Source organism: Pseudomonas syringae group sp. 243L2, from assembly GCF_032587875.1.
GTDB classification, from domain to species: domain Bacteria; phylum Pseudomonadota; class Gammaproteobacteria; order Pseudomonadales; family Pseudomonadaceae; genus Aquipseudomonas; species Aquipseudomonas amygdali.
Map to the genome: position 1 here is coordinate 1 of NZ_JAWHPL010000026.1, position 18,966 is coordinate 18,966.

The following is an 18,966-nucleotide window of genomic DNA, read 5'->3' on the forward strand; positions in this document are numbered from 1 at the left end:
TTGAAAGTGCTGAGGACTCGGTAGCCGGAAAACATCCGGCTACTTCAGACCTTCCTTAAGCGTAGGTTGCGCAATATTGTCCATCGAAACTAAAAAAAAATGGACAGTACCTAAAAATGATTAAGATGCTGATTTCATTGAAGTTCCATGTCCATGTCCAGCATTTAACTCACTAATACAGAACTTCGACAAAACCATCGTCTCCATCCCAACCTGGCGCTTAATGTCCGAGTCGTTCCGCAACTGGCGCGGCATGCAGCAATCAGGCGGACGGCGCATCAAACGCAGCCTGTTCATCGACGCCAGCGGCGTGCGCTTCGTGCGTGACGATGAAGAACAACAACTGATGCAAATCCACCTGCTCACCGACTACATCGGCCGCAAACAGGCGGAACTGCTGGCCTGGAACCAGGCACAAGGCAACGTCGCACAAATGTCCGCCAACCGCAGGCGCATGACCAACATCGGTACCTTCCGCGCCTACGCCCTGGCGTACCTGAAGAGCCACGTCGACATCAACCCGAACATGACCTGCATGGTTCGCCAGCTCGAACCCACCTCGCAGGGCATCCCACTGGAAATCTACTGCTTCACCCGCACGACGGTGTGGGTTGAGTACGAGCGGATACAGGGGGATATTTTCGATTATCTGATTACGGTGATGCCGGAGTTTGGGTTGAGTTTGTATCAGCAGCCTAGTGGGGCGGATATGCGGGTTGGGTTGCGGGGGGAGGTTCGGCACCAGACTGCAGATACGTTTCCTAAAGAACGTTTAGGCTGAGGAGTACACTCAATGCAAAAAATGAAGCTGGCTTGAGACTTACCTATGTGCAGACGATTCGGAGGCGAAAGAATGCTTCGCCGTATCCCCGCCGCCTGACCTCACCCGCAGGGGCTTGGTCAGTACAAGAGCGCTGTTTTTCGTCCATAAGGAGTGCTATGTCTAATCGAGAATTTGGGTGTCTAGTTGCGGCAATTTTCGTGCTACTCGCTGTTTTCCACCGGCAACTGATTGGTTGGATTGATGTCGACGGATTCTGGTTTCTGGTCTTTCTTGTCGCAGTGATCACGGGCCGCTTGGGCCTGTACGGCTATAGGAAATCGCTAGGTCGGAAAGACAGCCTTGATACTCGTCGTTGGTGGGATATCTTTTGATCTAGGAAACGCAAGTCTGCGTTCGGAACGCTCACGATTCATGATAACCGAGCTAGCTGCGGGCTATGCTTGAAGCGCTTCGATCTGTACAAGCATTGCTATCAGAGCATCAAAAGCCATCTATAAAAAAAATGACAAGTCGAGGGTAAGGATGAATCGCCTATTTCATGCTGCAGCGTTGGCAAGCTCAATGATGATCGTTGCAGCACCCGCCCAAGCCCGTATCACACAACTGGAGATCCTGCGGACCGAGCCCGCTTTCGGAGGCGAAAGCTTCGGGAATACAGGTACTTACGAACGCGTCTTTGCGCGCGCTCATGGTGAATTAGACCCAGAAGCTTCTGAAAACAAGATTATTCAAGACATCGAACTTGCCCCCCGTAACGGTCGTGGGGTGGTTGAATACACGACTGATGTTGCAATCCTGCGTCCCGCTGACGTGGCCAAATCGAATGACATTCTTCTATTCGACGTGCCAAATCGAGGCTCTAAGCGCGCGATGTTATTGTTCAATGCTGATATGCGGGGTAGTCCAGCAGCGTTCAACAACTTCGAAGTCGCTGGGGACGGTTTTCTACAGCGCCAGGGTACGACGCTGATCGCGTTTGCCTGGCAGGGGGACGTTGCCCCGGGCGACAACCGCATGATGGTGCAATTGCCGACGGCCATAAATACTGATGGGTCGCCGGTAACAGGTGTGGTGCGCAGTGAGTTGACCACGCTCTCACCGACCGTCAGCCTTAACCTGTCCGCAGGTTGGTTCACCTCCACGCCGCCTCATACAAGCTACAAATCGGTTGAAACCAACAATACCAAAGTGCTCGCAGATGGCTTTCGTCCGACGTTGACGGTGCGTTCGCGGGCAAATGCGCCCAGGCAGGAAATTCCAGTGAATGACTGGAAGTTTGGCGATTGTAATACGCCGAACGAAACCCAGATATGCCTACCCGCTGGTTTTCAGCCCGGCAAGCTTTACGAGCTGATATACCGGGCCAAGGAGCCGGCGGTAATGGGTATTGGTTTTGCGATCGCACGGGATATTGGTGCGTTTTTCCAACAGGCTGAGCATGACGATACCGGTGTGCCCAACCCTGTAGTGCATGGGCCTAAGGTCAAGTCGATTATCACTGGCTCATCACAATCAGGGCGATTCATTCGCAGCATGATCGCGCTGGGGTTCAACCGTAGCGAGGAAGGTCATCGGGTCTATGATGGTGCGATGCCGCATATCGGTGGCGGCCTGATGCCGCTCAACATCCGATTTGCTCAGCCTGGCCGGGCGTGGGGCCAGCAGGTCGATCATGACTACCCTGCTTACGATTTTCCGTTTACCTATGGCCGGGAAACCGATCCGATTACCGGACGCTCGCAGGGTTTGCTGGATCGCTGCAACGATAACAACACCTGCCCTCTGATATTCCACATGGCAACGGCCCTTGAACTTTGGGAGGGACGCCAGTCGCTTGGCCTTACCGACCCACTCGGCTTGCGCGATACACATGAACCGGAAAACGTCCGCACTTTTATTATGGCAAGTACACAGCATGCCCCGCCGTCTTTGCCACTCCCGGCTAACCCACCCTTTGGACTTTGCCAGGTTCAATCGAATCCAAACCCGCACACCTGGACAATGCGCGCAGCGTTCATCAACCTCGTCGGCTGGGTACGTGATGAGACAACACCGCCCGCTTCGATAAAGCCCTCTGTGGCGGACGGCACACTGGTGCCGGCGGACAGGGTCAGTTTCCCGCTCATCCCCGCGACCAATTATGGCGGCGTCACGCGCCCCGCGCTCCGCTATACCGGTGCCGTCAATAGCCTGCAAGTGCTTGATTTTGGACCTGGTTTTCGTCCCGAAGACAGCTCTGGAATTCTCACCAACGAGCCGCCGAAATCTGGGGTTGGCAGTTACGGCCTCTTGGTACCTCAAGTGGATGCAGACGGAATTGATGTGGGTGGCGTTCGGGATGTGTATCTGGGTGCTCCCATCGGGACTTACACGGGTTGGAACACCTTCAGGCCCGAGTTTTTTGATGGCGGCTTTTGCAACTTCCAAGGCAGCTTCCTCCCGTTTGCCACGACGAAGAAAGAGCGAATCGTGGCCGGAGACCCTCGCCCTTCCCTGGAGGAACGCTACCCCACGAAGGAGGCTTATGTGTCTGCAGTGAGTAAAGCTGCAGACTCGCTGGTTGAAGCGCGGATGCTACTTCCTGAAGACCGTGAGCGGCTTGTGAAGGAAGCACAGGAGAAAGGTGTGCGTGTAGGGCCTTGAGCAGGGGTGACCAATTGACCACTACAAAGGAGGAATACATGGACTTTCTGTTTCAGATTGCTTCTGATGTGATAAGGGATGGTCTCGGGATTGAACTCATCGACGCGACTGGGCAGGTGTGTGCTGAGGTGTTCCGATGTGATGCTAACAACACTTTAACCATCTCGTTGTTCACCGAGGACTTGCCGTATGTGCAGGTTGAGGAGCTAGTGTACGTGCACGGAAAACATTAGGCTCCTATGAGGATGGAACACCTTTGCCTCCCCCTCTCACCCACAAATGTGCTTAACACACAGGAACTTGGCTATCACCGCACCATGGGCACTGCTCGATTCTACCCCTCCCGACCGGCCGCATTGGGTCGAAAGCGGTCATCTACGGCCGATGGCTATCAACCCGAAGCGGTAGGTCGCGCAGGCAGCACTTCAGGCATCGTCGTGAATCGGCTGACGACAGAGATGAGGATTTATATGACGACAACCGGCGAAGTATATTTTGCAATGTACGGCGACAATTTTGAGCCAGACGAAGTGACGGCGTACGTAGGACTAACTGCGACAAAGATTTTTCGGAAAGCTCCGCGCAGTCCTGACGCGCCCCTGCGTCGAAACTCATGCTGGTCAGTCTCAAACGGAAGGATAGAAAGCGATTTGATCGACGTATACGAAATGTCGGAAGCGTTAGTAACACGACTAGCGCCATTTGCTGCAAAGATTGTTGAGGCAAAAAAGAAGTTTGATCTGAGGTGCGTTTTTCAGGTCGTACTGTGGATTGACCAAGATGAAGAAGCTCCCATGCCAGCTATAGGCTTTGGGTTACCAGTCATTGATTTCATCCACATCGTAGGCGCGACAATAGATATTGATACCTATCGAAATTAGGGCCTTCGAAGCATAGCAATTGGGCAAAATTGGCCTGTGCTCCAAGCTTCATCGCCTTACTACTGGTTTCTCAGATAACTCTGAAGCTAGCCTTTCACCAGGCTAGCTGTCGCGCTACCTTCTGAGTTTTACGACGGTCCTTGTTCACGAGGCAAGGAGTGAAACGGACGAATTCGAACGACTACTTCTGGCCGATTGCTGCCTGTCGTGACTGGCAGCAATCGGCCAAGAGCGGACGTTTATAGAAAGCGCTCATAAGCTTCGATAAACTCCACGCCTACGCTTCAAGGATGGATTTTAAATTGCGCCGGTTTTTAGTTGCTCTATACCTTTGCGTTGCAGCATTTCTTTTTGTCACCCTCAGCATTACTTTCTGGCGTAGCCCATATAGTCTCGTTGTGTTGATCGCCTCCGCCTATGAAGATGGGCTCGTCGTTGGCAAAAATCCTGGCAAAGCCATGATTTGGTATTCACGCGCCGCAGAAAATGGCGATCCTGTTGCTCAGTATAAGCTCGGCCTCATTCATTTCTATGGACGTGGTGTTGATATTGATCGAGCCAAAGGCCTTCAGTGGGTAACTGAGTCGGCCGAACGAGGGAACGCTGATGCCGAGTATTTTATGGGCACCGCAATCACTGCGGGGGTAGCGACTGAGACAGATTTTGGCCAAGCGGCGAGGTGGTTCAGCAAGGCCGCAGAGCAAGGTCATGTTAAAGCTCAACAAAAGCTCGCTTCCCTTTATTTCAACGGCGGCGGCGTTGAAAAAGACGATCAGGAAGCTTTCAAATGGGCCAGCAGGGCAAGTGCTCAAGGCGATGCGGAGGCCAAACTACTTCTGGCTACACTATATTTCTATGGCAAAGGTACTCAGGTAGATCCTCAACACGCAGTGAAATTGCTCACCGAAGCGGCCAACTCCGGGAACAGCCTTGCATACGAAATGTTGGGAGCGTCCACTCTACATGGCACTGGTGTTCCCAAAAATCCTTCCGCCGCATTGCAATGGTATACCCGTGCTGCCGAGGAAGGCAGGGTTAACGCTCAATTCGTCCTTGGCTACCTATACAGCAGTGGCGGTGATGTCGCGTTTAATTACTCACTGGCGAACCATTGGTTTTTAAAGGCCGCAAAACAAGGAAGCGCGCCCGCGATTGTCGCACTCGCCTTTCATTTCGATAATGGGCAGGGTTTCGAACGTAACAAGGTCAAGGCGTGCGGGCTATTGCGTGTGGCGCTGAAACACGAGCTACCAAACAATATGGCAGAGGACCTCCGCGTGCAGCTTAAAGAGGAAGAAAAAGCGCTTTCGGCGCAGCAACTGGCTGACGTATCTGTCTGGGAAGCCCTTTATTCGAGCCCTAAGGGTTTAAGCGAACTAGAAGGTGATGTCACGGAGGTTACTACTCAACCCAACTCGTGAATGCCGCTGGTGCTTGAAACACTTGGAAAGCTCTCAGAGGACACAAAAGCCTTTTTCAACAGACTCAGCAGCCAGCTTTAGCCAGTCAGCCTGCTAATGGATATTTTTCGTTGCTGCGGGTTCCAGTTCAACGCTGGTCTCTTTGGTTTGAGCTTTTACTAGCTGATTTTTATAACGATTCATTTTTTACTCAGCGTGCAATCAGTTCTCTTTAGATGATTATATGCAGGATGCCCAAGTCCGCTTCTGGTATGTCGTCTCCCAAGTTTACGAAAACGATTTCTTTAAGCACCTGAAGGCCAGCAGTGATTGGGAGGGATCGTCGGGGAGGGGCTACTATCGACCCAAAGCGGTCATTAAAAGCAGGCCTGACCAAAAGAGAGTTCGAAGTCAGACCTTCCTAGCCTAGTCGCCGCTACCCATCAGAATCGATATTTTCCCATGACCCTGAATACCGAAAGAGAAATCCTAGAATACTGGTTACACAGGATGGCCTCTGGTTAGCCAAGATGAAGTTATGGCGCTGGCTTGTCGAGGCGCACATACTTGAATGGAGTTTCAAGAAGGATCAGGATTTCTGAGCGCTTCGGCGTTAGATCTAGTGGGCAATAACTGCCATCCTGTTAGCCAAAGAATTCGGTTCCCCTATGCGGATACCGCAAAGGCATTATTGGTGCGTACGCCTGTGGGGAGTAGCTTTCACGAACCAAGCCTTGGTGAAGCCCCCGGCTTGGCGTTTCGAGTCGTCATCCCGCGCGCAGCCCTTGCCATGCCTATGTGGACAGGGCTTCAGGAGTAATCGGCCAGCCCACTATCCCCACACAAACCAACGCCATTTCCTACAAACAATTAAGGCCTGAAGGTGCAGACAATAAACACTCTAGCGCCTAAGATAAATTCATCCACACTGGATACGATCAAATATTTACTAAAATACGCACGCCTTTAACAACGAAACAATAAGCAACAAAACCACTGCCACACACCAAACAGAAACATGCAACCAACTGGCGTACCTGACAACAAGCACGCGCTGTGCAACTGCGTCAAATATCCGCACTAACACTCATATAAACACATCAAGAATTAAATTCTCAATTAAAGGAATATCATGAAAAAAGTATTAATCAGCGCCGCAATTGCTACCTGCCTGCTGGGCATGTCCCTGACCTCTCAAGCGGCGGAAAACTGCCCTGCCGTGGAAAAGATCGAACAGGTCTCACCCGGTGTATACCGGGCGAGCGGTAATGACGGCGAGTGGACCGGCGTGCTGCAAGGCGTTGTAACAAAGAAAATGCCTGTGCAGTCCTTTGAACTGGCCATCGCTATTCAAGAGAGCGCAGACGCGCCTCAGATGCTGCAATACTGTACCTACAACATCGGTGGGCGCGAGATGCTGGACATGCGCTTCACCGCTAAAAACAATAAGGATTTCACTGTGAAAACTGCAGGCAGTATCTGGAAAAAAGAAAATGGTTTTTTGGGTCTCGTCTATAACGTATGTGAAAAAACATCACCTGAAAACTGCAAGTTCACCGTTGTTAAGTAAAACAAGGTGAGCATGTCGCTCTTCAGCGGGCCTGCAATGGCCGGCTGAAGAGTCACTCACGTCAGATCATGCAAATCCTTGCCCAGTGCAGGCATGACCTCGAAATGAGAGAACACTACCTCCAGCCCTCCCCGCTCCGGGCTGCAGCACATTGGGCCTACGGCATAAGACTCACTCACGGGAAATGGTGCCAGGCGCAGCAGCGGCCAGCGCAGCCCGTCGCTGGAGTGCTGAATACGCATAACGCCCTTGGCGACCGTGACTCGCAGCCAGAGGCCGGATGACGACTCATCAAACGCACCAGTCGCCCAATCCGATTGCCCGCAGGTCAGAACGCTGCCCAGCATCAGGGCTCCGTCGCTGACCTCAACGCCGGTTTTGACCCAGTTGCGCTCGTCAATGCGGACCATCAAACCCGCCTGATCGTAAAGCGTCTTGAAATCGCCTTGCACATGCACTTGTGCAGTGAAATCACCGGTCACCGAAACACCCAGAAAATGACCGGTGTCGCGGCAGAAACCGTAGTGCGTCTGCTGCCAGAAATCGGTTTGCGGGTCTGTGGTGACTGTCAAACGCTCGTCTGTCACGCTGGAGTGCCGGGGTTGGTTCAGCCAGATGCCTTTGTCAAACATGCTATCTCCTGTGTTAGAGAAACTATGACTGTAGGTAGCCTAAGAGCAGACAAAACATACCGACTACGCCGTTGGCTGGCCCATGATCTTACCATGCCTGACAGAGAGCACTTTAAGACCCAAACCAAAACTGACTTGCTTACGATCCAAAGGCGAATAGCTCAAATGTTAAGACGTAGCCACAACGACAAGAATTCTTAATGCAGCGCAATTCGCTTAATGAGGCCCGTCTTGATGTCAAGAACTCAAAACACCTAAATCTCCATCCTACACAGACTTGTTTGACGACATCCTTTGGTTTCCAATAACACATCAGTTATGATATCAAAAGGACACCCCTACCCCCCGGACAGACTGCATAGGACTCAAGCGCATAACCGGTGGAACTAAAAACCAAGCATGGACTGATCGGGTAAACAATGAGTGATATCAGATACGTAGAACACAAAGATTTCCGTGCGAACATACAGAAAATGGTCAAGGCTGGGGGATCCAGTCAAAAAGCAGCGGTATTAGTGCAGGCGATGTTTGGTAGAATTAGTTTTGGCCAAGACCCGTTTGAGGGGTTGCAAGTTACAAACAATGGTGAAACTAGAATCGATAAATGCGTAAAATACGATCTTGCGGGTAGAGCAAGGCTGATCACAGTACAAGACGAAAAAGTAGTCTTCTTTCTTTTCCTTGGCAATCATGAAGATACGGATAAATGGCTAGACCGACATAAAGATATAAAATTTAGCGTAAACAAGCAGTTAATAGTAAACTTTGTACCTGCATCGGTCAGCACTGATGAAAGAATATCTGCTGGCGACAACCTGTCTTATCATTCAGAGCAGCTATTTAAGCTATTCGAACCGCAGGAGCTTTTTGATAGAGTACTTGAGGGTATTTCTAGAGCGACATGTAGAGATATAGAGAATCTGACAGGCGCCCATAGCGAAGAAGAAATATTTAAAGTCGTTTCAAGCATTGATATCGAGGAACATGCCAAAGCACTATATGACGCGTTAGTTCTTATACGCTCAGACAACTTCAGTGCAGCAAATGACCGACTAAAACTATTCTTAGGCGACAGCCGCGAAATTGACGAACTTCCGCCAGAAGAAATTGTAAAAATAAAGTTCGGAGATGCGTTCATAGAGTTTAGGCCGGATGACAAAGAGTTCCTGGCACGAGCTGACCAAGTAATGATGGGGGGCGATTACAAAAGCTGGATGTTATTTATGCATCCCGAACAGGAAAAAATCGCCACTGCTAATCTTACAGGTCCGGCCAAGCTTATTGGGGTTTCAGGATCAGGAAAAACTTGCGTGGTTGTTCGACGAGCAATCTGGTTAGCTACAGAATATCCTGACGAGAAAATTCTAGTTATTACATTAAACAAACCACTAGCCCACCTAATAGAGAGCTTAGTTAAAGCCGCCGCACCAACTGAATTAGCTGAAAGAATTGACGTACTACCTTTTTTTAAATTATGTCAAAAACTATTAGCATCTTACGAGCCTCACAACCAAAAAATTTATGATGATAAAACGTGGAAAAGCGAAGAGCATATCGATGAAGTTTGGACCGAGTTTTACAGGTGTGAGCTAAACAATGAAGACGCAAAAGTATTACTCCCCATACACAAAACACTAATCCAACGAGGAATAAACTCCGAACATTATATAAGAGAAGAGTTTGATTGGATTCGATCTGCGTTCCCCAAAAAACGCCGCAATGAATATTTAAAAACCGAGCGAGAGGGGAGAGTTATCCCATTCGACGCCGACGCTAGAACTTTGATTTTGAAAGGACTAGAGCTGTGGGAAAAGAAAATGCGGGATATTGGCATATGTGATTACTTGGGTCTAGCCACAGAGCTCTATCAATATAAAGACCTCTTCAAAACCAGCTATCGCTCGATAATTATTGATGAATGCCAGGATTTTGGAACTATTGAACTAGAAGTAATTAGATCACTTACCCCACCATCAAAAAACGATATTTTCTTGTGCGGGGATGCAGCTCAAAAAGTTCAAACCAAAAGACAAAGTATGAGGCTTGCGGGAATCGAGTGCAGTAATCGCTCTCTAGCTCTAAAGAAAAACTACCGAAACACAAAAGATGTTCTGAGAGCCGCTCACCACATCTTGAAACATCACTACAATGCTGAACACCAACCCCTTGAAGACTATGAGCTGCTTGATCCTGAGTTAGCCGACAGAAGCGGTACAACGCCTCTTATTTTAGAAGCCAACTCTCTTGGCAGCGAGTTTTCTTACGCGCTAAATTATTTACAGGACGAAATATTAAAGCATCCAGGCCGAAAAGCATGCATAGCATATTGTGGATTCACTAGCTATGAAGTAAAAAATCTTTCTGAGCGCGTGGGAATCCCCCTTCTTGACGGTGCAATAGACATTGATATCAGCGACATTTTTCTTTCAGACCTAGAGCAAACCAAAGGTTTTGAATTTGATTACGTAGTTATTTTAAACTGCTCCGAAGAATTTTTACCCGATCAAGCCGCCCCTAAAGAAGAGCAATTCAGAGACATTTCTAAATTTTATGTAGCTATGACCAGAACAAAACATCAACTAATACTATCTTACTGCAATGAGCTGAGCAAACTAATGTCGGATAGCGAAGACTATTTCATCAAGGACACTTGGGATAGTTGGCTGGATGGCGTCTCGCCTAATAAGAACGTATACGAGCCCATACGAATAGAAATCAATAGGGGGGAGGGCAGCGATAACTCATTATCACTTTCAGGCATAAAATTTATCTATCACAGTGATGCAATCGGCTTAAACACACGCAGTATTGAAGTGATTTTAAATCTAGTCGATGGGAAAGGACTACGAGACAAAAGAGGAGCAAAGAAATGGAAGTCGATTGGACAGCTTTTATCCGATATGGCGGCAGACACCAGAGTGAAAAATATATTAGGATCAATTGCATTTGAAGATATCAAAAAATCGAAATTCGCTAGGAGATCGGAAGCTCTTACCAGAACAGTTGAGCTATCCAAGCTCTCTAGAAAAAAAGAAAACCATAACATTTGAATTAGTCTATTGCTAAATAGTATTAGCCTGTAAATCATAGCAATTAAGCAGCAATTTACAGGCTTACACCAGCACATCTCATACTGATAAATTTATTATCAGTCCTCTCTGCGAAGCAGCGATTGGGCTCTTTTTCCTCACAATATCCCTCCGGTCATTTTTCTCGCCTCAAAACAGCTAACGTCCTCTTGCCACCCCATACCTGCCACGCTAACCTCCCCGTCGTTCGCTGCAAAATCAGCGGCTGGGTTTGGCGACCCAAAGAAAAGACAAAAATACGCTCCATCGTGAAACAGCAGATCCTATCGGCCTGCATGTCGCGCTATGGCGGCTGTGCGCGGGAGATCTTCGGGTCTGCCGGGGTTTGTCTTTTTGCCCGGTTCGCCAACCTGCACACAGCTGCCACCCAATGTTTGGCGACAATCCGTGGCGGCTCTCGATAACCAAAAAGAGCGTCACCCATGCAAAATATCGTTCTCAGAAACACCCATACACCCCACTTCGAAGCCACCCTATTCCTCCGTCACAGCCGCATGCTGCGCGCCATTTTTACTGATGCCCAGGCATGGTTTTGCCTCGCAGACCTCGCCCGTCTGATGGGCAAGGCGCTGGACGAGCGTGCCACGCTCAAGCTTGATGCCGATCAGCGTCGCGAGGTCTGGTTGCAGGCCAATGGCGAATGCCAGCGGCAACTGATGATCAGCGAATCCGGCGTGCTGGCGTTGCTGGTTCATCACTACGTGCCGGAAAACCGCGCGTTGCGTCAGTGGCTGACGCATGAGGTGCTGACGGTGCTGCATGGTCAGCAGAACTTCACGCTGGATAACCCCAGAATGAGTCAATTGCAGTGGCCGGGCACCTCGCTGAGCGTGCTGCACTGGCGCAGTGAAACCTGGATTCGCTTGCGGGACATGCCGAATGTGGTGACCGAGGCAGCACCCCAGCCGAAGCGGGCAATATGGCGCAGGGTCTTGAGGCGGATTAACCGCATACGTTCTGCGGCCTGACACCGGACAAACAGCGTTGACACCCCGCCCGCCAAAAAACATGATGCATCCACCCTCAAAAACCGGAACGCACTCATGGGCGACAAGAAAAAGCTGTTGCTGACTGGCGCAAGCCGGGGGATCGGTCATGCCACGGTCAAGCATTTCAATGCCGCAGGCTGGGAAGTTTTCACGGCGTCCAGGCAGAACTGGGTGGATGACTGTCCGTGGGCTGAAGGTCTGCTCAATCATATCCATCTGGACCTGGAAAATATCGACAGCGTCAGCGAGAGCATGGCGGCGATCAAGGATAAGCTCGGCGGGCGTCTGGATGCGCTGGTGAACAATGCGGGAGTTTCGCCGAAGACTGCGGAAGGCGGTCGCATGGGCGTTCTGGAGTCTGATTACAGCACCTGGATCAAGGTGTTCAACGTCAACCTGTTCTCCACGGCGCTACTGGCTCGCGGTCTGTTTGACGAGTTGAAAGCGGCCAAGGGCAGCATCATCAATGTCACCTCGATTGCCGGCTCGAAGGTTCACCCGTTTGCCGGGGTCGCCTATGCCACGTCCAAGGCCGCGTTGTCGGCACTGACCCGGGAAATGGCTTTCGATTTCGGCCCGCACGGGATACGGGTCAATGCCATTGCGCCGGGTGAAATCGATACGTCGATTCTGTCACCCGGCACGGCGGAAATTGTCGAGCGGCTGGTGCCGATGCACCGGCTGGGCAAGCCCGAGGAAGTCGCTTCGCTGATCTACTTCCTGTGCACGGCTGGCGCGTCGTACGTGAACGGTGCGGAGATTCACGTCAACGGCGGCCAGCACGTCTGACTCAACGCGTGCCGGAAACGCTCTCCGGCACACGCCGCACGCCCAGGCGACTGATCCACACCGACGCCACGATCACCCCGCCACCAATCAGCAGGCGGGTGAAGTCTTCATGCTGGTTCCAGATCAGCAGATTGATCAGCAGTCCCAGCGGCACATGCAGGTTGTTCATGACTGCCAGTGTGCCGCCATTGACCATGCACGCGCCTTTATTCCACCAATACATGCCCAGCGCCGTCGAACACAGGCCGAGAAACAACAGTACGATCCATTGGGTCGGCGCTTCGGGCAGGTGTTGCGGGTTGCCGAACATCAGGAACGCGGGCAATACCACCGCCAGTGCGCCCAGGTAGAAATAGCCGAAACGTCGGTAATGCGGCAGATCGCTGGGGTGGCGTGCCACCAGATGTTTGTACAGCACCTGCCCGGCGGCGTAGGTGAAGTTGGCCAGTTGCAGTAGCAGGAAACCGCCGAGGAAGTCGCCGTCCAGACCGTCGTAACGAATCACGCCCGCACCCAGCACAGCGACCATCGCCGCCAGCAAGGCCCAAGGATTGAATCGCCGGTTCAGCGCGTCTTCGATCAGCGTCACGTGCAGTGGCGTGAGGATGGTAAACAGCAATACTTCGGGCACGGTCAGCACCCTGAAACTCAGGTACAGACAGACATACGTGACGCCAAATTGCAGCGCGCCGATCAGCAGCATGCCACGCATGAATCGCGGTTCGACCTGACGCCAGCGAGTAAGCGGGATGAATACCAGACCAGCGAGCACCACGCGGATCAGCACCGCGAAATAGCTGTCGACGTGCCCGGCCAGATAGACACCGATCAGGCTGAACGAAAACGCCTGAATCAGTGTGACGATAAGTAGATAACCCATGCCTGCCCCCATTTTTGAAGGGCGCGACCATAGCGGTTGCGTCACTCACTGTCCACTCGACGGCCGCCGCTTTTTGACGCCAACCTGTCGCCGCGCCCCGCGTTACCCGTCACAAATATGACAGTCGTATGTTTGACGCACATGTCGTCGGTTTCGCCGAAAATATAGCCTATATCACGCAACTTTTCCTTAATGGAGGGTCTTACTCCGGGGCGCTGCAATATTGACTTCATCACCTAAAATCCTCGTCGCCCGGAGTAACACCATGATATTCAACACAAAAGACTTTGGTGCAGTGGGCGACGGCGTTACGGACGATACAGCAGCCATTCAGGCCACTATTGATGCAGCTGCAGCGGCGGGCGGTGGAGAAGTTGTGCTGGCAGCCGGGACCTACATTGTGTCCGGTGGCGAGGAGCCTTCCGACGGCTGCCTGATGCTCAAAAGCAACGTGACCCTATCGGGCGCGGGCATGGGCGAGACAGTCATCAAGCTGGCGGATGGCTCGGACACCAAGGTCACCGGCATCGTGCGTTCCGCCTACGGCGAAGAAACCCACGACTTCGGCATGAAAAATCTGACACTGGACGGTAACCGGGACGCCACCACCGGCAAGGTGGACGGCTGGTTCAACGGCTACATTCCAGGTTCTGACGGCAAGGATTCGAACGTTACGCTCGACAGCGTCGAGATCAAGGACTGCTCGGGCTATGGCTTCGACCCGCACGAGCAGACCGTCAACATGGTGATCAAAAACAGCGTATCCCATGGCAACGGCCTGGACGGTTTCGTGGCCGATTACCTGAGCGACAGCGTGTTTGAAAATAACATTGCTTATAACAACGACCGTCACGGCTTCAACGTGGTGACCAGCACTCACGATTTCACCCTGAGCAACAACGTCGCCTACGGCAATGGCAGCACCGGCATCGTGGTGCAGCGCGGCAGTGAAAACATCCCCTCGCCTGCCAATATCACCATCACCGGCGGCGCGGTGTATGGCAACGCAGCAGAAGGCGTACTGATCAAGCTGTCCAGCCAGGTCTCGGTCAGCGGCGTGGACATCCACGACAACGGCAACGCCGGCGTGCGCATTTACGGCAGTTCCGGGGTGGATATCTTCGATAACACCCTGAGCAACAACGCGCTGGGTTCAGCAGTTCCGGAAATCATCATTCAGTCCTACGACGACACCACGGGCGTGTCCGGCAAGTTCTTCAGCGGCAGCGACAACCTGATCCGTGGCAACACGATCACCGGCAGTGACAACTCCACCTACGGCGTCGCCGAGCGTAACGAAGACGGCACCGACCGCAACAGCATCGTCGGCAACACCATCAGCCACACCAGCAAGGGGCTGACCCTGGTGTATGGCGACGGCAGCTTCGCAGGTGATGCGTTCCCGCTGGTGACCGTCAATGGTACCGAGGCCAACGACGTCATCACCGGTGGCGCGGCCCACGAGCAGATCTTCGGTCTGGCGGGCAAGGACACCTTGAACGGCGGTGCGGGTGACGACATCCTGATTGGTGGTGCCGGGGCCGACAAGCTCACCGGTGGCGCGGGTGCCGACACCTTTCGCTTCGATCAGTTGACCGACAGCTACCGCACGGCCACCACCAGTGCCACCGATCTGGTCACCGACTTCGATATCAGCCAGGACCGCATCGACCTGAGCAACCTGGGCTTCACCGGGCTGGGCAGCGGCAAGGGCGGTACGCTGAACATCAGCTACAACGCCACGCTGGACCGCACCTACGTCAAATCACTCGACGCCGATGCCAGCGGTAACCGCTTCGAACTGGGCCTGAGCGGCAACCTGAAAGACACGCTCAATGCCAGTCATTTCATCTTCCAGCATGTCGTGGAAGGCACGGCGGGCGGCGATACCCTGACCGGCACCGACGGCAATGACGTGATCAACGGCAACGCCGGTACGGACCGTATCGATGGCGGCGCGGGCGCCGACACGATCACTGGCGGAGCCGATGCCGACACCCTGACCGGTGGCGCGGGCGCGGACCTGTTCATCTACAACTCGCGTCTGGACAGCTATCGCAATTACACCGCCAGCGGCACCAAGCAGAGCGACACGATCACCGACTTCAACCCGGCCGAAGACCGCATCGACCTGTCCAGCATAGGCCTGCGCGGCCTGGGCGATGGCAGCGCCAACACCATTTACCTGTCCGTCAATGCCGACGGCAGCAAGACCTACATCAAGACCGATGCGGTCGACAGCACAGGCAATCGCTTCGAGATTGCCTTGCAAGGCAATCTGGCCGACAAACTGAGCGCGTCCAACTTCATCTTCTCCACCGCAGCCGCCGCCAATCAGGCACCAGTGCTCAATACACCGCTGATGGATCAGAACGTTACCGAGTTGAAGGCGTTTTCCTACGCAGTACAACCGGGCAGTTTCAGTGATCCGGACAGCAACACGCTGACCTACAGCGCGACCCTGGCCGATAACAGCGCCCTGCCCGACTGGTTGAAGTTCGACAGCAAGACCCTGACCTTCAGCGGCACACCGGGCGGCACGGCATCCGGGCTTTACTCGGTATTGCTGACCGCAAGCGACGCCACCGGCGCTTCGGTGGCCGACAGTTTTGCCATCACGGTAGGCAACGTCACACCGGGCGTTCTGACCGGCACCGAAAATGCGGAAGCGCTGTATGGCACCGAAGGTGACGACACCATTCTCGGGCTGGGTGGCGACGATACGCTGCGTGGCGATACCGGTGCCGACATCATCAACGGTGGCGCTGGCCGCGACGCATTGTACGGTGGAGACGGTGCCGACACGTTCGTCTACAGCACACTCACCGACAGCTACCGCGATTACGATGCTGGCGGGCTGACTGCCACCGACACAATCTATGACTTCACCCCCGGCCAGGACAAAATAGACGTCTCTGCTCTGGGTTTCCTGGGGCTGGGCAACGGTGAAGATCACACCTTGTACATGACCCTCAACGAAGCCGGCGACAAGACCTATGTCAAATCCGCCACGCCGGATGCCGACGGCAATCGCTTCGAAATCGCCCTGAGCGGCAACCTGATCGACACCCTGACCGATGCGGACTTCGTGTTTGGCCAGCGCGAGGCTCAGGAGATTCTCTATCTGCCGACGCTTGGCCAGTCCAACGCACGCCTGCTGCGTATGACCGAAGACGACAATCAGTCCGGCACCTCGGAAATGGTCAAGGACCTGGCCCGTTACACCGATTATGACGTGCGCAGCCAGTTCACCGACGCCAACGGTGATGGCATCGACCTTGCCGTAGGCGGCAGCACCGTGGTCGGCTATTCGACCGGCACGCAGGAAGAACAGCGTGTTTCGTGGTGGCTGGTGGATACCGATCAGCCAGGCCCTGCGCTGCTGCGTGCGACCGAACTTCTCAAGTCGCAACTGGCGTCGCTGACGGCTATCGATAAAGTGACCACCGGGATTATCTGGGGTCAGGGTGAAGAAGCCGCGCAGGAAATAGCCCGCGCCACGGACAAGCAGGCTGCAGCCGACCTGTACAAAGCCTCGACCCTGAAGGTGTTCGATTACCTGCACGCACAGATCGGCGACTTCACCGTGTACATGGCCGAAACCGGCCACTATCAGACCGAAGCGGCCAAGGCGCGCGGCTACACCGAAGAAAAGATCAACGCTATTGTCGAGGGTGCCGGATACGTCAGAAACGCTCAGGAAGCCATCGCCAATGAGCGTGCCGACGTCAAGCTGGCAGTTGACTACACCGACCTGCCGTTGCGTTACGAGGTCAACCCGCTGGTCTACCCCGATGACGTCTGGCACCTGCACGAAGAGTCCGCCGAAATCGTCGGTCAGCGCCTGGCCGACTTCATTGCCGATGACCTGGGTTTTCGTGGCGATGCCAGCGACAACAACGACCCGGCCGCCATTTTCGAGAGTGGCCAGAATGAAGGCGGCAACATCTTCGGCACCAGTGACGACGACACTTTGGTGGGCAGCGCCGGCAATGACGTGCTGGATGGCGATCAGGGCGCAGATGACATGACCGGCGGGGACGGCAACGACATCTATGTAGTCGATAACGCACTCGATACCGTCACCGAGAGCAATGATTCGCCATCGCAGGTTGATACCGTGGTGTCTTCCGTCAGTTGGCAGTTGGGGGCGAACGTGGAAAACCTGCTGCTTACCGGCGTATCTGCCATCAACGGCACCGGCAATGCGCTGAAAAACGTCATCACCGGCAATGCCAGCAACAATGTTCTCGACGGCGCAGCGGGTGCCGACCTGCTGACCGGCGGCGACGGATCGGACAGTTATTACGTTGACGATGCAGCCGACCGTGTGGTCGAGACCAACGCAGATCAGCAGGTAGGCGGCATCGACACGGTGCTCAGTTCGCTGGCCAGCTACACGCTGGGGGCCAACCTGGAAAACATCGTCATCACCGGCACAGGGGCGGCGAACGCAACCGGCAACACCCTTGATAACCTGATCTACGCAGGCGCTGGCGACAACGTCATGGACGGTCGTGACGGCAATGACACGGTGTCTTATCTGTTTGCCACGGCAGGCGTTACGGTTGCGCTGAACACCAGCGCTCAACAGGCCACCGGCGGCTCCGGGTTGGACACGCTCAAGGGTACAGAGAACCTGACTGGCAGCCAGTTTGCCGACACGTTGACCGGCAACAAAAACGCCAACGTCCTGAACGGCGGCAGTGGCAATGACACCTTGTCCGGCGGCGCGGGTGACGACGTACTGATCGGCGGGTCAGGCGCTGATACGCTGATTGGCGGCACCGGTGCAGACCGTTACGTGTTCAACAACAGCAACGAGACAGGCCTGGGCGGCCTGCGCGACATCATCAACGGCTTCAAGGCAGCCGAAGGCGACAAGCTGGACTTCACAGGCTTCGATGCCCGACCGCTGACCGATGCCCACGATGCGTTCGTGTTCATAGGCAACGCGGCGTTCAGCGCCAACAACACCGGCGAGCTTCGCTTTGCCGATGGGGTGCTGTACGGCAATCTCGATGACAACATCGGCGCGGACTTTGAAATCCAGCTGACTGGCGTGCAGAGTCTGCAAGCGGCCGATATCATCGTCTGATCGTGCTCAGCGTATTGCACAAGTCCTGAAAGCCCGGAACAAGGAGCTTTCAGGCTTCTGCCCCAAGGGCGTGGGAGCGAAGCGGCGACGCTTTGCCTGTTCGCGAAGACGGTATTTCAGCCGATGCATTTTCGGCGATCATACCGGCCCTTTCGCGAACAAGTTCGCTCCCACAGTCTTCGGCCACAATTGCGCATAACGCAACGCGGAC

The 18,966-nt window shown here is 53.6% G+C and carries 10 protein-coding genes and 2 pseudogenes; 10 read left to right on the forward strand and 2 right to left on the reverse strand.

Features of this window, described 5'->3' with window-relative positions; genetic code table 11:
• Positions 1–175: 175 nt before the first annotated feature.
• The 6 genes and pseudogenes from RYB66_RS19625 to RYB66_RS19650 all read left to right on the forward strand — a co-directional run.
• Positions 176–781 (forward strand): annotated as a pseudogene (locus tag RYB66_RS19625) (mechanosensitive ion channel family protein); the annotation flags it as partial.
• A gap of 525 nt (positions 782–1,306) precedes the next feature.
• Positions 1,307–3,427 carry an alpha/beta hydrolase domain-containing protein gene (locus RYB66_RS19630; protein WP_316895203.1) on the forward strand — a complete coding sequence of 707 codons (2,121 nt, stop codon included), beginning with the start codon at positions 1,307–1,309 and terminating at the stop codon, positions 3,425–3,427.
• A 38-nt stretch (positions 3,428–3,465) separates the two neighbouring features.
• Positions 3,466–3,716, forward strand: a pseudogene (locus RYB66_RS19635) (hypothetical protein).
• Between the two features lie 211 nt (positions 3,717–3,927).
• Complete coding sequence (locus tag RYB66_RS19640) at positions 3,928–4,308, forward strand: DUF4279 domain-containing protein (RefSeq protein WP_316895228.1); 381 nt, start codon at positions 3,928–3,930, stop codon at positions 4,306–4,308.
• A 290-nt stretch (positions 4,309–4,598) separates the two neighbouring features.
• A complete protein-coding gene (locus tag RYB66_RS19645; RefSeq protein ID WP_316895205.1) occupies positions 4,599–5,729 on the forward strand; it encodes an SEL1-like repeat protein in 1,131 nt (376 codons plus the stop codon).
• A gap of 1,111 nt (positions 5,730–6,840) precedes the next feature.
• Positions 6,841–7,278: a DUF3757 domain-containing protein gene (locus tag RYB66_RS19650; protein ID WP_316895207.1), complete on the forward strand. Its 438-nt coding sequence runs from the start codon at positions 6,841–6,843 to the stop codon at positions 7,276–7,278.
• A 56-nt stretch (positions 7,279–7,334) separates the two neighbouring features.
• On the opposite strand, the gene RYB66_RS19655 is transcribed toward RYB66_RS19650, so the two are convergent.
• Complete coding sequence (locus RYB66_RS19655; protein ID WP_316895209.1) at positions 7,335–7,910, reverse strand: DUF1349 domain-containing protein; 576 nt, start codon at positions 7,908–7,910, stop codon at positions 7,335–7,337.
• Between the two features lie 419 nt (positions 7,911–8,329).
• Between RYB66_RS19655 and RYB66_RS19660 the strand changes: the two genes are divergently transcribed.
• The 3 genes from RYB66_RS19660 (at position 8,330) to RYB66_RS19670 (ending at position 12,777) form a co-directional block, all read left to right on the forward strand.
• On the forward strand, positions 8,330–10,960 hold the full coding sequence (locus RYB66_RS19660) for a UvrD-helicase domain-containing protein (protein ID WP_316895211.1): 2,631 nt from the start codon (positions 8,330–8,332) through the stop codon (positions 10,958–10,960).
• A 461-nt stretch (positions 10,961–11,421) separates the two neighbouring features.
• On the forward strand, positions 11,422–11,967 hold the full coding sequence (locus RYB66_RS19665; protein WP_316895213.1) for a Bro-N domain-containing protein: 546 nt from the start codon (positions 11,422–11,424) through the stop codon (positions 11,965–11,967).
• Between the two features lie 75 nt (positions 11,968–12,042).
• Positions 12,043–12,777 (forward strand): SDR family NAD(P)-dependent oxidoreductase, encoded by a 735-nt coding sequence (locus tag RYB66_RS19670; RefSeq protein WP_010217371.1) that lies wholly within the window; start codon positions 12,043–12,045, stop codon positions 12,775–12,777.
• A 1-nt stretch (position 12,778) separates the two neighbouring features.
• On the opposite strand, the gene RYB66_RS19675 is transcribed toward RYB66_RS19670, so the two are convergent.
• Positions 12,779–13,657, reverse strand: a complete 879-nt coding sequence (locus tag RYB66_RS19675) for a carboxylate/amino acid/amine transporter (protein ID WP_005779368.1) — start codon at positions 13,655–13,657, stop codon at positions 12,779–12,781.
• 265 nt (positions 13,658–13,922) lie between these two features.
• Here RYB66_RS19675 and RYB66_RS19680 point away from each other — a divergent pair, with 265 nt between their 5' ends.
• Positions 13,923–18,755, forward strand: a complete 4,833-nt coding sequence (locus RYB66_RS19680; RefSeq protein ID WP_316895216.1) for a M10 family metallopeptidase C-terminal domain-containing protein — start codon at positions 13,923–13,925, stop codon at positions 18,753–18,755.
• Positions 18,756–18,966 lie beyond the last annotated feature (211 nt).

Coding starts and splice junctions, on each gene's coding strand:
- RYB66_RS19660 (WP_316895211.1), top strand. CDS start 8,330: ATGAGTGATATCAGATACGTAGAACACAAAGATTTCCGTGCGAACATA.
- RYB66_RS19680 (WP_316895216.1), top strand. CDS start 13,923: ATGATATTCAACACAAAAGACTTTGGTGCAGTGGGCGACGGCGTTACG.
- RYB66_RS19645 (WP_316895205.1), top strand. CDS start 4,599: ATGGATTTTAAATTGCGCCGGTTTTTAGTTGCTCTATACCTTTGCGTT.
- RYB66_RS19675 (WP_005779368.1), bottom strand. CDS start 13,657: ATGGGTTATCTACTTATCGTCACACTGATTCAGGCGTTTTCGTTCAGC.
- RYB66_RS19640 (WP_316895228.1), top strand. CDS start 3,928: ATGTACGGCGACAATTTTGAGCCAGACGAAGTGACGGCGTACGTAGGA.
- RYB66_RS19665 (WP_316895213.1), top strand. CDS start 11,422: ATGCAAAATATCGTTCTCAGAAACACCCATACACCCCACTTCGAAGCC.
- RYB66_RS19630 (WP_316895203.1), top strand. CDS start 1,307: ATGAATCGCCTATTTCATGCTGCAGCGTTGGCAAGCTCAATGATGATC.
- RYB66_RS19650 (WP_316895207.1), top strand. CDS start 6,841: ATGAAAAAAGTATTAATCAGCGCCGCAATTGCTACCTGCCTGCTGGGC.
- RYB66_RS19655 (WP_316895209.1), bottom strand. CDS start 7,910: ATGTTTGACAAAGGCATCTGGCTGAACCAACCCCGGCACTCCAGCGTG.
- RYB66_RS19670 (WP_010217371.1), top strand. CDS start 12,043: ATGGGCGACAAGAAAAAGCTGTTGCTGACTGGCGCAAGCCGGGGGATC.